11 protein-coding genes and 1 pseudogene are annotated in these 14,206 nt (G+C 71.5%); 7 read left to right on the top strand and 5 right to left on the bottom strand.

What is annotated here, in order from left to right; genetic code table 11:
* From ACRDSK_RS24975 to ACRDSK_RS24955, 5 genes are all read left to right on the top strand, one after another.
* On the top strand, positions 1 to 2,105 hold a 2,105-nt coding region (locus ACRDSK_RS24975; protein ID WP_431443680.1), incomplete at its 5' end, for a glycoside hydrolase family 15 protein.
* Between the two features lie 150 nt (positions 2,106 to 2,255).
* A complete protein-coding gene (cysD, locus tag ACRDSK_RS24970) occupies positions 2,256 to 3,182 on the top strand; it encodes a sulfate adenylyltransferase subunit CysD (protein ID WP_431443679.1) in 927 nt (308 codons plus the stop codon).
* Positions 3,182 to 5,065 (top strand): adenylyl-sulfate kinase, encoded by a 1,884-nt coding sequence (gene cysC / locus ACRDSK_RS24965; RefSeq protein ID WP_431443678.1) that lies wholly within the window; start codon positions 3,182 to 3,184, stop codon positions 5,063 to 5,065. Before cysD ends, cysC begins: the two co-directional genes overlap by 1 nt.
* A 12-nt stretch (positions 5,066 to 5,077) precedes the next feature.
* Positions 5,078 to 6,232: a hypothetical protein gene (locus tag ACRDSK_RS24960; protein WP_431443677.1), complete on the top strand. Its 1,155-nt coding sequence runs from the start codon at positions 5,078 to 5,080 to the stop codon at positions 6,230 to 6,232.
* A gap of 124 nt (positions 6,233 to 6,356) precedes the next feature.
* Positions 6,357 to 7,451 (top strand): S1 family peptidase, encoded by a 1,095-nt coding sequence (locus tag ACRDSK_RS24955; protein ID WP_431443676.1) that lies wholly within the window; start codon positions 6,357 to 6,359, stop codon positions 7,449 to 7,451.
* Positions 7,452 to 7,474: 23 nt separating this feature from the next.
* Here the strand turns inward: ACRDSK_RS24955 and ACRDSK_RS24950 are convergent, their stop codons facing one another.
* The 5 genes from ACRDSK_RS24950 to ACRDSK_RS24930 form a co-directional block, all read right to left on the bottom strand.
* Entirely contained in the window at positions 7,475 to 9,457 is a 1,983-nt protein-coding gene (locus ACRDSK_RS24950; protein WP_431443675.1) for a GTP-binding protein, read from the bottom strand.
* A 130-nt stretch (positions 9,458 to 9,587) separates the two neighbouring features.
* Positions 9,588 to 10,844 (bottom strand): hypothetical protein, encoded by a 1,257-nt coding sequence (locus ACRDSK_RS24945; RefSeq protein ID WP_431443674.1) that lies wholly within the window; start codon positions 10,842 to 10,844, stop codon positions 9,588 to 9,590.
* Positions 10,844 to 11,149 (bottom strand): hypothetical protein, encoded by a 306-nt coding sequence (locus tag ACRDSK_RS24940; RefSeq protein WP_431443673.1) that lies wholly within the window; start codon positions 11,147 to 11,149, stop codon positions 10,844 to 10,846. The genes ACRDSK_RS24945 and ACRDSK_RS24940 overlap by 1 nt, the downstream gene beginning before the upstream one ends.
* 74 nt (positions 11,150 to 11,223) lie before the next feature.
* On the bottom strand, positions 11,224 to 12,630 hold the full coding sequence (locus tag ACRDSK_RS24935) for a pyridoxal phosphate-dependent decarboxylase family protein (protein ID WP_431443672.1): 1,407 nt from the start codon (positions 12,628 to 12,630) through the stop codon (positions 11,224 to 11,226).
* A gap of 101 nt (positions 12,631 to 12,731) precedes the next feature.
* A complete protein-coding gene (locus tag ACRDSK_RS24930) occupies positions 12,732 to 13,097 on the bottom strand; it encodes a YybH family protein (RefSeq protein ID WP_431443671.1) in 366 nt (121 codons plus the stop codon).
* A gap of 156 nt (positions 13,098 to 13,253) precedes the next feature.
* Between ACRDSK_RS24930 and ACRDSK_RS24925 the strand changes: the two genes are divergently transcribed.
* Both ACRDSK_RS24925 and ACRDSK_RS24920 read left to right on the top strand, forming a co-directional pair.
* On the top strand, positions 13,254 to 13,829 hold the full coding sequence (locus ACRDSK_RS24925) for a hypothetical protein (protein WP_431443670.1): 576 nt from the start codon (positions 13,254 to 13,256) through the stop codon (positions 13,827 to 13,829).
* Positions 13,826 to 14,206: pseudogene (locus ACRDSK_RS24920) on the top strand (hypothetical protein); the annotation flags it as partial. The gene ACRDSK_RS24925 and the pseudogene ACRDSK_RS24920, both read left to right, overlap by 4 nt.

The following is a 14,206-nucleotide window of genomic DNA, read 5'->3' as shown; positions in this document are numbered from 1 at the left end:
CGGCGGGGCAGGGCGGCGACGCGCCGGGCGGGCCCGGCGAACCGGCGGTCTACCAAGCCGCCGACAAGGAGGCGTTCGGCACCTCCCACGGCGGCGCTGGGAACGTCGCCGCGAGCCCGGTGTGGTTCACCCTGGGCGGCGGCCGGATGACCGAGGTCTTCTACCCCGACCTGAGCACGCCCGCGGTGCGGGACCTGGAGCTCGTGGTCACCGACGGCAAGAGCTTCACCGAGCGCGCGCAGGACGTCGACGTGCGCACCGAGCCGGTCGGCGACCTGACGTTCCGCCAGGTCGCCCGGGGCACCGGCTGGCGGGCCGTGACCACCTACGTCACCGACCCGCGCCGGGCGAGCGTGCTGGTCGACGTCGACCTGCGCGCGCACCGGCCGCTGCAGGCCTACGTGCTCCACGACCCCGCGCTCTCCCGTGAGGGCAACGACGACAGCGGCACCAGCGGGTCCGCACTGGTCGCCTCCGACGCCGCCGCGACGAGCGCGCTGGTCGCCGGCCGCGGGTTCGCCGCGACGTCGACCGGGTACCTCGGCACCAGCGACGGTTGGACCGACCTGGCCGACGACCACAAGATGGACTGGACCTACCGCAAGGCCGGCCCTGGCAACGTCGTGCAGACCGGCAAGCTGAAGGTCGACGGCGTCCGGCACGAGCACGACACCCTGGTCCTCGGCTTCGGCAAGAACCGCGCCGAGGCCGAGCGGACCGCGAACCGCACCCTCGACACCGGGTTCCGCGCCGCCGCGCGCGAGTACGCGAAGGGGTGGCAGGACTACGTCGACGGGTTGAACCGGCCGCCGAAGAGCGTTCAGACCCGCCACGAGCGCGAGGTCTACCGCAGCTCGCTCATGGTGCTCGCGGCGTCGGAGGACAAGACCCACCGCGGCGCCTACATCGCCGCGCCGGGCTTCCCGTGGGCGTTCGGCTTCGACCGGGAGATCGCGCCGGAGTTCGGCTCCTACGCCCTGGTCTGGCCGCGTGACCTGTACCAGATCGCGACCGGCCTGATCGCCGCCGGCGACCACGCGGGCGCGAACCGGGCGCTGGACTACATGCTGACCGTCCAGCAGCAGGCCGACGGGCACCTGGCGCAGAACACCCGGGTGACCGGCGAGCCGTACTGGACCAGCATCCAGCTCGACGAGACCGCGGCGCCGATGCTGCTCGCCTGGCTCCTCGACCGCACCGACGCGTCCACTCTGGACGGTCTGCGCAAGGCGGCCGAGTTCATGGTGAACTACAGTAAGGACGGCAACGAGGCGCCGTGGACCGAGCAGGAGCGCTGGGAGAACCAGAGCGGCTACTCCCCCGCCACCATCGCCTCGGAGATCGCCGGCCTGGTGTGCCTCGCCGACCTGCTCGCGAAGGCGGGCGACGACGCGGGCGCCCAGCGCTACCTGACGATCGCCGACTCGTGGGCGGCCTCGGTGGAGGACTGGACGCTCACCAGCACCGGCCCACTCTCGCCGGACCCGTACTACCTGCGGCTGACCAAGGACGGCAAGCCGAACCAGGGCACCAAGTACAACCTCGGCGACAACAACCCGGGCGAGGTCGACCAGCGCACGGTCGTCGACCCGAGCTTCCTGGAGCTGGTGCGGCTGGGCCTGCGACCCGCGGACGACCCGGCGATCGTGAACACGGTCGGCGTGGTCGACGCCGAGCTGGCCGACGACACCCCGGCCGGGCAGCTGTGGCACCGGTTCACCAGCGACGGCTACGGCGAGACGGCGAGCGGCGAGCCGTGGAACGTCATCTGGCCGACGCCTGAGCCGACCCGCACGTACGGCCGGCTGTGGCCGATCTTCGCGGGCGAGCGCGGCGAGTACGAGCTGCTCGCCGGTGACCCCGGGGCCGCGCGCGACCGGCTGCGGACGATCGCCGCCACCGCGAACGAGGGGCTCATGCTGCCCGAACAGGTCTGGGACAACCGTCCGCCCGCGCCGGCCGAGCAGCCGGGCACCGGCACGGGGTCGGCGACGCCGCTCATCTGGACGCACGCCCAGTACCTGCGCCTGGCGTGGTCCATCCAGCAGGGCGAGCCGATCGAGCGCCCGTCCGTCGTGGCGTGCCGCTACGCAGAGACCTGCTGAGTCGCGGTCGAACCGGGAGCCACCACCGCACCCGCGGTGGTGGCTCCCGCCGTGTGCGCCCCCAACCGGTGCCGAGTGCCGCAGGTCGGGCACGTTACGCTTGCCGACCTGAGTCGGTCTGCATTCAGTCACACGGAGGTTGGTGCGCACGTGCCTGTCGAGGCGGAGGAAGCCATCTCGCCGGAAGCCGTCCTGGACGTGCTCGAGGCGGAGGCCATCCACATCCTGCGCGAGGTCGCCGGGGCGTTCCGCCGGCCGGTGCTGCTGTACTCCATCGGCAAGGACTCCTCGGTGCTGCTGCACCTCGCGGTCAAGGCGTTCGCGCCCGGGCCGGTCCCCTTCCCGGTGCTGCACATCGACACGAAGTGGAAGTTCCGGGAGATGATCGACTTCCGGGACGACACCGCCCGCCGGCTCGGCCTCGACCTGCAGGTGCACACGAACGAGGAGGGCCGGGCCGACGGCGTCACGCCGTTCACCCACGGCTCGCACGAGTACACGCGCATCATGAAGACCGTCGCGCTGCGCCAGGCGCTGGACGCCGCCGAGTACGACGCGGCCATCGGCGGCGCCCGCCGCGACGAGGAGCGCTCGCGCGCCAAGGAGCGGATGTTCTCGCTGCGCGAGCCCGGGCACCGCTGGGAGCCTCGCAAGCAGCGCCCGGAGTTCTGGCGTAGCGCCAACACCGAGCTCGCCGAGGGCCAGTCGATGCGCGTGTTCCCGCTGTCGAACTGGACCGAGCTCGACGTCTGGCGCTACATCAAGCGCGAGGCGATCCCGGTCGTGCCGCTGTACTTCGCCGCGCCGCGCCCGGTCGTCGAGCGGGACGGCCAGCTGATCATGATCGACGACGACCGGTACCCGCTGCACGACGGCGAGCAGCCCGAGCAGCGCGTGGTCCGCTTCCGCACCCTCGGCTGCTACCCGCTCACCGCGGCCGTCGAGTCGAAGGCCGAGAGCCTCGACGAGCTGATCGACGAGATGCGCTCGGACCGCCGCTCGGAGCGCGCCGGCCGGCTCATCGACGGCGAGGGCGGCAAGTCCATGGAGAGCAAGAAGGCGGAGGGCTACTTCTGATGACCCTCACCGACATCGCTGTCGGCTCCGAGCACGAGCAGCGGGCCGTCTCGGTCGTGCGGCTCATCGCCTGCGGCTCGGTCGACGACGGCAAGTCCACGCTGATCGGCCGGCTGCTCGCGGAGACCGGCAGCGTCCCCGAGGACCAGCTCGACTACGCCCGGCGCACCCGCCGCGGCGGCTCGACCGTGCCCGCAGGCGAGGTGGACTACTCCCTGCTCACCGACGGCCTCGAGGCCGAGCACGAGCAGGGCATCACGATCGACGTCGCCTACCGCCACCTCGACCTGCCGTCCGGTCGCCGGGTGATCATCGCCGACGCGCCGGGCCACGAGCAGTACACCCGCAACATGGCGGTCGCGACCTCGACCGCGGACGTGGCGCTGCTGCTCGTCGACGCCACCAAGGGCATCCGCGCGCAGACCCGCCGCCACCTCGCGGTGTGCGCGCTGATGGGCGTGCGGACCGTGATCGCCGCGGTCAACAAGCTCGACGCGCGCGGCTACGACCACGTGCTGTACGAGGAGCTCGCGGGCGGCGTGCGCGCCGCCGCGGCCCGCCTCGACGTCGAGGACGTCGAGGTCATCCCGGTCAGCGCGCTCGGCGGCGACAACATCATCGCCGGCTCGGAGAAGATGCCCTGGTACCACGGCCCGACCGTGCTGAGCGCCCTGTCGGCCTGGCAGCCGCCCGAGGCCGAGCGGCCCGACGAGACCGGGTTCCGGCTGCCCGTGCAGTACATCGTTCGCGCCGACGACTTCCGCGGGCTCGCGGGCACCGTCACCGGCGGGCCGATCCGACCCGGCGACCCCGTGGTCGTCGCCGGCAGCGGCGCCGCCGGGGCCATCGACCGCGTGCTCGGGCCCGACGGCGACGTCGAGGTAGCCGCCGCGGGCACTCCGGTGACGGTGACGCTGACCAGCGAGCTCGACGTCCGCCGCGGCGACCTGCTCACCACCGCGCCGGCGACGAGCGGCGACCTGCAGCCGGCGACCGCCTTCTCCGCCACCGTCGTGTGGACCGCCGAGGAACCGCTCGCCCACGGCCGGTCCTACCTGCTGCTCGCCGGCCCGCGGACGGTGCCGGCCGTGGTGACCACGATTCGCGGCAAGCTCGATGTCACCTCCGGCGAGCAGCTCGCGGCCCGCACCCTCGGCATCAACGACATCGGCACCGTCGAGCTCAGCACCGACGGCCCGATCTCGCTCGACAAGTACGCCGCCAACCGCGACACCGGCAGCTTCCTGCTGGTGGACCGGGTCAGCAAGGACACCGTCGCCGCCGGCATGGTCCGCTACGCGCTGCGCCGCGGCACCAACATCGTCCCGCACCACTACGTCGTCGACCGCGACGCGCGGGCCCGCCTCAAGAGTCAGCGGTCCCGGGTCCTCTGGCTGACCGGCCTGCCGGGCGCGGGCAAGTCGACGATCGCGGACGCGCTGGAGCGGCGGCTCCACGGGATGGGCCTGCACACCTACGTCCTCGACGGCGACAATGTCCGAAGTGGACTGAACAAGGACCTCGGCTTCACCCCGGAGGACCGGGCGGAGAACGTGCGCCGGGTCGCCGAGACCGCGCGGCTGCTGCTGGACGCCGGGCTGATCGTCGTCGTCGCGCTCGTATCGCCGTTCCGGTCCGACCGGATGGTGGCCAAGGGTCTGTTCGAGGCCGGTGACTTCCTCGAGTGCTGGGTCGACACGCCGGCCGAGGTCTGCGCCGAGCGGGACCCGAAGGGGCTCTACGCCAAGGCGAAGGCCGGCAAGCTGCCCAACATGACCGGCGTCGGCCAAGGCTACGAGGCACCCGAGCAGCCGGACCTCGTGGTGAACGGGGCCGGCTCGCTCGAGGAGACCGTGGACCGGCTCGTCTCCGAACTCGCCTAGGGAGACCTCACGATGACGCGGCAACGCGTGTTCCTCCACGTCGGCTCGCCGAAGACCGGCACCACGTACCTGCAGGAGGTGCTCTGGTCCAACCGGCACGCGCTGCGCGAGTCCGGCGTGAGCTACCCCGGCGCGCGGTCCGACCTGCACTTCCGCGCCACGCTGGACCTACGCGGGCTCAACTGGCACGGGCACACCGACCCGATGGTCCCGGGCAGCTGGGACCGGCTCGTCGCCGCGGTGCGGGACTGGCCGGGCACGTCGGTCGTCTCGCACGAGATGCTCGGCAGCGCCTCGCCGGAGGCGATCGAGCGGGCGCTGCGCTCGCTCGAGGGCATCGAGGTGCACATCGTGCTGACCACCCGTGACCTGGCCCGGCAGGTCCCCGCGGTGTGGCAGGAGGACGTCAAGAACTGCGGGCGGCTGAAGTACGGCGAGTTCACCCGTTCGCTGCGCGGGCTCGACGACTCGATCGACCCGTTCTTCGCGAAGACGTTCTGGAGCTACCAGGACCTGCCGGTGGTGCTGCGGAACTGGGCGAGCGAGCTGCCCCCGGAGCGGGTGCACATCGTGACGCTGCCGCGCGGAGCCGCCCCCGACGAGCTGTGGAACCGCTTCGCGGCTGTCGTCGGCTTCGACCCGGCGAACCGGCCGGTCGAGATCGACGTGAAGAACCCGTCGATGGGCATCGTGGAGACCAACGTCCTTCGGCGGGTGAACCACCTCGTCGTCAAGGAGATGCCCTGGCCGGTCTACCAGAGCCTGGTCAAGAACCTCCTCGCGGTGAGCATGCTGGCCACCCGGCCCGACAAAGAACCGCTGCGACTGCCCGCCGAGGACCAGGACTGGGTGGCGCAGAAGAGCAAGGAGATGGTCCAGGCCCTGCGCGAGAGCGGCTACCAGGTCACCGGCGACCTCGACGACCTGCTGCCGGCGACCGGCGGCGCGGAGCCTCGCCACCCCGACGAGGTCACCGACGCGGAGATGCTCGACGCCGCCCTTCACGCGATGGCCGGGCTGCTGCACCGGCTGGACACCGAGCGCAAGACGGCCGCCAAGGACCGTGCGGAGCTGATCGAGCGACTCGTTCCCCGGCCGTTCCGGTGGGCCATCGACCGGTACCGCGACGTCCGGGTCAAGCTGCACGACTTCAAAGAGTCACGCTGACCAGGCGGTAAACGGCAACTGAGGACCCCAATTGGCCGCTGGCGTCCGACTCGGGTGATTTCTAACTTCTTCCACGTGAGGTCAGAACTTCCCTCACATTTGTGGAAGGAAGGAATCCCTGCACATGAACCTCTCCCGTAAATCCGTCCTACGAACACTGACCGTCGCGGCAGCCGCCGCGGCACTCGTCCCGCTGGCGAGTCTGCCAGCACAGGCACTGCCCGCCGGGTACGGCGCTCCGGTCGCCGAGGCGGCCGTCGCGTCGCTGGTGGCGGACGGACTCAGCGAGGCCGCCGCGACTGAGCGACTCGCCGACCAGCCGGCGCTCATCGCCAAGGGTGAGCGGCTCGTCGACCGGGTGGGCGCGAGCTCGGCCGGCATGTGGCTCGACCAGCACACGGGGTCCGTGGTGGTCAACGTCGTCGACGAGCAGGCCGCGGACACCGTCCGCGCGTCCGGGGCGATCGCGAGGGTCGTCGAGCACAGCATGACCGAGCTGGAGTCGGTCCGGGACGCGGTCGTCACGACGCTGCCTTCGGACTCGGCGACGGGCATCGACGTTCGGGCCAACCAGGTCGTGGTCCAGATCGGCGAGTCCGCCAACGCGAACGCGCTCACCACGACGGCGGCGCGCTTCGGTGACGCGGTGCGCGTGAAGCACATCGACGGGTCGTTCGACACGACGATCTCCGGTGGCGACGCGATCACCGGCAGCGGCGGGCGCTGCTCGCTCGGCTTCTCCACCACGGGCAACACCGGCATCACCGCGGGGCACTGCACCAACGCGATCTCGTCGTGGAACGGCCCGGAGGGCTTCTACGGTCCGACGGTCGGCTCCAGCTTCCCGGGCAACGACTACGGCCTGATCCGCAACGACGGCGGACTCCCGCAGCCCGGCAACGTGACGCTGTACAACGGCTCCTTCCAGGACATCACCGGGGCGGGCAACCCGCAGCCGGGCATGCAGGTCTGCAAGAGCGGCAGCACCACCGGGCTGACCTGTGGCCAGGTGACGCAGGTCGGCATGACGATCTGCTACGCCGAGGGGTGTGTGAACAACATGGCGGAGAGCACGGCCGCGGTGAACCCCGGCGACAGCGGCGGCGCGTGGTTCGCCGGCAGCACCGCGATCGGCATCACCTCCGGCATGGGCGGCGGCTTCAGCTACTTCCAGCCGGTGATCGGCGGGCTGAACCTGTTCGGCGTCAACGTGTTCTAGGTTCTGTCCACTAGCACTGTCCACTATGCACTGTACGAGGTCACTCTCCGTTGGACCGCGAGGAGGTATTCCTTGCGGTCCAACGGATTGTGGTCGGTTCGCTGCCTGCTCGGCGGCGGGCCGGTGACCGGGCGGTAGTGGTCGAACTCGTACTCCAGCACACCCTCGCCGTGTGTCCACGACGGCAGCAGCTGGCCCAGCTCGTGCACCGCGCCCACCGGCACGTGGCCCTCTACGGCGAGGGCGCGGCCCGCCTGCCGTTGCGTGGCGGGTATCGCGCGCAGCCGCGACAGTGCCGGGAGGACGGTGCCGACCGTGTCCGCCGGAATCTCCAGGCGGAAGCGGTGCATCGGCTCGTGCACGATGGTGCCCGCCCGGCGCAGCGCGTCCATCAGCACCAGCGGCGTCAGGTTGCGGAAGTCGCCGGCGGTGCTCGACATGCTCTTGTCGAACTTCTGGTGCGCGTGGCTCTGCCGCGCGTAGTAGCCGGAGTGCGTCATCGTCACCACGCAGTCGATCACCTGCCAGCCGTGCGGGCCCTGCCCGAGTACCTCGTGCACGGTCTCCTCGACCGCCTTGAAGAACGCGTACGGCATCGAGCCCAGCTCGACCTCCAGCCGGAACGCCACGCCGCTGCCGGCCGGCGCCGGGTCCACCCGGAGGCCGACCTGGGCGAGGAACGGGTTGGGCGCCTTGCCGATCAGCTCGAACGCCGCGCCCGAGCCGGCCGGTCGCTCGACGCAGATGGTGGTCGTCTCGCGGAACGACACCTCGAGGCCGAACTCGTCGGCCAGCGTCGCCTGGATGACCTCCTTCTGCACCTCGCCGTACAGCGACACCGAGATCTCCTGCCGCACCTCGTCGAGCCGCAGGTTGATCAGCGGATCCTGCTCGGCCAGCGCGACGAGCGCCGGGTGCAGCGCGCCCCTGTCCCGCGGGCGGGCCGGCACGACGACGGTCTCCAGCGTCGGCGGCGCGAAGTGGTGCTCGGTGCGCCGGCGCGGGACGCCGACCGCGTCGCCGATCCGGATGTCGCGCAGGCCCAACAGCTTGCCGATCTCCCCCGCGGCGACAGCCTTGGCCGGCACGGCGGTGCCGTTGGCGAACACGCCGACCGCGGTCACCTTGCCGCGCCGGTCGTCCCCGAACCGCACGACGTCGCGCGGCCGCACGGTGCCGGCGAACATCCGCACGTAGGCGATCTTCTCCCCCGCCGGCGCACGCTCCACTTTGAACACCGTGCCGGAGACCGGGGCGTGCGGGTCGCCCTCGGTGGCGGGCAGCAGCGTCGCGATGCCCTCGGTCAGCTCGGCGACGCCCGCGCCGGTGATGGCCGAGCCGAGGTACACGGGGTGCACGCGGGTCCGGGCCGTCTGCGCGGCCAGCTCGGTGTGCAGGCGGTCGGCGGGCAGCGTGCCGTCGACGTACGCGGAGAGCAGCTCGTCGTCCAGCTCGGCCAGCGCCTCGGCGAGTCCGGGCGGGCCGTCGGGGTACGGCGCGAACCGGGCGTCGCGGGTGCCCTGCCCGGTGACCGTCCCCATCGGGACGATCGCCGCGGTCAGCTTGTCCGCGATCGAGCGCAGTACGCGGTCGGCGTCCGCGCCGCCACGGTCGATCTTGTTGACGAAGACGAGCGTCGGGATGCCCAGCCGCTGGAGCGTGCGCATCAGGACGCGGGTCTGCGCCTGCACGCCCTCGACGGCGGAGATCACCAGGACGGCACCGTCGAGCACGCTCAGCACCCGCTCCACCTCGGCGATGAAGTCCGGGTGGCCGGGAGTGTCGATCAGGTTGACCGTGACGTCCCCGATGGTGAACGACACGACCGCGGCCTTGATCGTGATGCCGCGCTGTCGTTCCAGCGCGAGGGAGTCGGTCTGGGTGCTGCCGTCGTCGACGCTGCCGACGTGGTCGATGACCCCGGCCGCGTGCAGCAGCCGCTCGGTCAGGCTCGTCTTGCCGGCGTCAACATGGGCGAGGATTCCCAAGTTCAAGGTGCGACTCAAGCGTCATGTCCTCTGGAGAGACGGAAAGGCCAGATGGGGTGGACATGACAGCTGCTCGCATGTTGACTCTCCTCGGTCGCCTGCGTTGCCGGAGAAGGACAGCAGACGACCGAGGAGGCCGCAAGTTGTTTTATCCGACGGTGATGCTGCCGTCGGGCTGCCTCGCGCAGGTGACAGCCTGGTTTGCGGTGGTCGCGGCGCCGGCGAGGCACTGCCCGAGGACCGCGTACCCGTTCGCGTTGGGGTGCCAGGACTCCTGGCAGGTCTGGAAGTGGTCGACGCACGTCTGGGCGATCCGTTGGACGGCGATCTTGTCCTTGCCGGCCAGGCTCGTCACGGGCACGCCGGTCGGGCCGTCCTGGAGGCGGATCGGGCTCGCGAGTGCGTTGTCCGGGCTGCCGTCCTGCTCGCAGAGCCGGACGCCGTCGAAGGCGTGCTGGACGTTCAGGTACACCAGGTCGCCGGGGAACTCGGCGGCGAGGGCGGCGTGCGACGACTGGACGAGGGTGCCGAGCCCTTGGGAGAACAGGTGGCCCGCGCCCATGCTCGCGCGGTGGGCCGGGCAGCCCGCGGCGTACCGCTCGGCCCCGAGCGCGCGGAACTTGTCCCGGTCGTCGGCGCGGCCGTCCTCCTCGTGGTAGGTCGGCGCGTAGTCCGGCGGCAGCGGGTTGGTGTAGTCCTGGAAGACGACCCGGTGCTGGCCGTCGGCGTCGACCTGGTCGAGCGTGGTGAGCAGGCCGCGCAGCGCGTCGGTCGTCTCCGCCGTGGCGGCGGCGAGCTCGGCGTCGGTGGCGAGGTCGGTGATGGTGCACGGCTCCTGCGGCGGGTCGCCGGCCCAGAACTCCCACCAGCCGACCCAGGCGTCGGCGATGAACCGGTTGGCGCACACGGAGGCCGCGTCGCCGAAGGTGAAGGAGCTGTTGTTGGAGCCGAGCCCGACGAGGACGAGGTCGATGTCGTGGGTCTGGGCGACCGTGCGCACCTGGTCGAGCTGCGCGGTGACGGTCCGCCCCTTCTCCCGGTTCGCGGACGGGTTCGCCATGTCGTGCGGCTGGCCGCCGGAGCAGGCGAGGTTGAAGCGGTCCTGGATGCCGGCGAGGTTCGCCTGGTGCAGGCTCGCCTTGGCGGAGCGGTGGCAGAAGAAGGCGTTGTTGTTCGGGGCGTCCCAGCCGGGGAAGCCTTGCGGGGCCCCGTTCAGGTCCGTCACCGGCTGGTAGTCACCCCCGCCCTCGCCGCTGATGAAGCTGTCCCCGAGCGCGACGGCCGCGGTCGGCAAGGCGGCCGCGCCGCTGTCGTCGCCGGGGGCCGCGATCGCGGTGAGCACACCACCAGTGGTGAGCACGACGGCCACACCGGCCGCGAGCAGTGAACGCTTGAGCAGGGACATCACGGCCTCCCGATGGCCACGAGCAAAACGTGAACAAATTTCACGTCGATAAGACCACCCGGCCGCGCCCCCGTCAAGATCCCTTCGTCGGGTCCGGCTCCGGGGCCTTGTCCTTCTCGTCGCTCACAGCCGTCGGAACGGGCGCACTCCGCACTTTTCGTTTCGGACCAGTGACCGATCGGGAGGGCCAGAGCGAGGACGACACCGAATCCCAGCGGCAGCCCGAAGAGATATCGCCGGATGGCCGCTTGCAGTTCGAACCGCTCTTCCGCGCGGCCATCCTGGCGGCTCTCGGGTTCGCTCATGCAGACCACCCCAGCAATTCACGTCGGGGAAGTTCCGTCGTGCGTTAAGGTCCGCGCCACCGACCTGGTCGCGGTCAGTGGTCCAGCAGCCGTTCGGCGGCGGCGCGGATCTCCTCCAGGAGGATGTTCACGTCCGCTTCCGTGGTGGCCGGGTTCAGCACGCACGCTCGCAAAGCCTCGACCTCGCCCAGTTTCGTGCCCGTCAGGAACGCTCGGCCCGCTCGTTGGACCGCGGCCGGGATGGCGCGGTTCAGATCGTCGAGGCGGTCGGGGATGCCGACGGGTCGGTAGCGGAAAGCGACGATCGAGGTCACCACCGGCGTCAGGAGCTCGAAGTCCCGTGCCTCGTCGATCATCGTGGCGAGGCGTTGGGCCAGGGCCGTCGTCTGGGTTACCAGGCGGACGACGCCCGCGCGGCCCAGGTGTGACAGCGTCGCCCAGGTGCGCAGCGCCCGGAACGGGCGGGTCTGCTCCGGCCCGTACTCCGAGTACCACCCCAGCTCCCCCGCGCCCTCGTCCCGCAGGTATGCCGGCACCAGGCTGAACGCATCGCGCGCATGCTCGGGCCGGCCGAACAGCGCGGCCCCGCAGTCGACCGGGACGCCCAGCCACTTGTGTGGATCCAGCGCCAGCGAGTCCGCCAACTCCATCCCGACGAAGGCCGGCGTCGCATCCGGTGCCAGCACCCCGAGCGCGCCGTACGCACCGTCCACATGGAACCAAAGCCCATGCTCCGCGGCGATGTCGGCGATATCGTCCAGCGGGTCGACCGTGCCGGTGTTCACCGTGCCCGCGCTCGCCGCCACGAAGAACGGGCGCGCGCCCGCCGCCCGGTCCGCCGCGATCGCCGTGCGCAACGCCGCGGTGTCCATTCGAAACAAGTCGTCCACGGGAATCGTCCGCACCCCAACGGATCCGATGCCCAGCAACTCCGCCGCCTTGAGCAGGCAGCCGTGCGCCTGCGCCGACACGTACAGCGTGAACTGGGGGTGGCCGGCCAATCCGTCGGTCCGCACGTCCCAGCCGTCCGCGCGAGCCGCGCGCTGCCGGGCCGCGGCGAGGCAGGTGACCGTCGCCAGCGAGGCGCCGCTCGTGAGCAGGCCGCCGCCGGGCCGGTGCGGGTAGCCGACCAGCTCCGCGAGCCAGCGCACCACCGCCCGCTCCAGCAGCACACCGGCGTGGTCACCGCCCGCGCAGCTCGGGTTCAGCGCCGCGGCCAGCTGCTCGACCAGCACCCCGGCCGGCGACGGCGCGGAGTTCACCCAGCCGAAGAACCGCGGATGCCCGTTGCCCATCGGGTAAGGCAGCATCTGTTCCCGGACGTCCGCCAGCAGGTCCGCGAGCGGCCGGCCGGACTCGGGCAGCTCCTGTCCGGCAAGCCACGCGGCGTCGGCCGCGGGCACCGGTCGCCAGACGGGCCGGCCGTCGACCCTGGCCAGGTACTCGGCCACCAGGTCGGCGGCCACGTGTAGCTCATCCATGCCGGGGCGACGCACCGTGGGTCTCGCAGATGAACATCGGCATAGCCTCCCAGGGCGGCCGTCGCGCCGCAGCAGGACACGCTAGGCGGACACCGGGCCGGTCAGCCGGGCGTGCACTGGTCGTGCAGGAGCAGCCACTCCTCGCCCACGCGCGCGAACACGAGCCCGAGGAGGAACCGCTGGTGGATCGGCGCGCCGGCCGGGTCGACGTCGCGGTAGTCGGCGTCGAACAGCGCGCGGGCGGTGTGCTCGCCGACCGTCGTGGTCCGCTCGGTGAGTTCCTGGGTCCAGTCCGTGTCGGCGAAGAACTCCCGGTGGAAGTTCACCACCGCCGCCTTGCCGACGAAGGTGCGCCCGGTGGGCAGGACCAGCACGACGTCGTCGTGCAGCGTGGCCGCGTACCCGTCGAGGTCTCGGCCGGTGATCGTCTCCAGGTGGTGGTCGATGGCCCTGCGCGCGTCGCTCATGTGCGGATCCTGTCGAGGCGCCCGGGCCGCGGCCAACCGAGTTTCCAACATCCACATCTGTGAATTTCACACCTACATTCGTCGGTATCGGTGACTCGGCACCCGTATCAACACTGTGCGTGAACCCTGCAGGTACACAACGCGAGGGGACACCACATGAAGAGCTTCACGCCCGCACGTCGGCTGGCGCTCGCGCTCGCCACGGCCGTCGCCACCGCGGGGCTCGTGGCGACCGCGGCGTTCGCGAGCCCGGCGGAACCGGCAGACCCGGCCGCGGCCGTCCCGGGCGGGCACGTGCCCGCCAAGATCGGGCCGCAGGACTGCGACAGCATCCCGTCCGACCGCGACCTCGCGGTCACCCAGACCGTCCACCAGGTCGGGGTGAACATGGGCGCGTCGCCGAAGGTCATGCTCGCCGGCTTCGAGGCCGGCTGGGTCGAGTCGCATATGAACAACCTGCCCTGCGGCGACCAGGACTCGCTCGGCGTCTTCCAGCAGCGGCCGAGCCAGGGCTGGGGCACGCCCGAGCAGATCATGGACGTTACCTACGCGGCGACGCAGTTCTTCACCCAGGCGATCCACAACGAGCCGCTCTACCCCGAGCTCACCGCCGGCCTCCTCGCCCAGACCGTTCAGCGCTCGTGCTGCCCCGAGCGCTACGACCAGGCCGAGGGCAAGGCGAACGAGATGCTCGCAGAGGTCGGCGGACTCGCGACGCGGGACAAGCGATGAGGGCCGGCAAGGCGTTGCGGGCCGGCGGAGTCGCGGCGGTCGCAGGCGCGGTGGTGGCGGCCGTCGTGCTCACCGGTGGCCCGGCGAGCGGGCAGCAGGAGGTTGCGCCCGGCGGCACGATGAACGACGCGTTCGCCGGCGCGGCGGCGGAGTTCGACGTGCCGCGGGACCTGGTCGTGGCGGTCGGCTACAGCGAGACGCACCTCGACGGGCACGACGGGGAACCCAGTCAGGACAACGGGTTCGGCGTCATGCACCTCGTGAGCAACCCGACGCGGCACACGCTCGAGCAGGCCGCGCAGCTCACCCGGCTGCCGGCCGACGCGCTGCGGACCGACACGGCGGCCAACATCCGCGGCGGCGCGGCCGTGCTGCGC

The sequence above is a fragment of the Actinophytocola sp. genome, assembly GCF_050699915.1.
In the GTDB taxonomy this organism is placed as follows: Bacteria; Actinomycetota; Actinomycetes; order Mycobacteriales; family Pseudonocardiaceae; genus Actinophytocola.
Note: the sequence above shows the minus strand (reverse complement) of the source record. Positions and strands in the feature narration are given on the sequence as shown.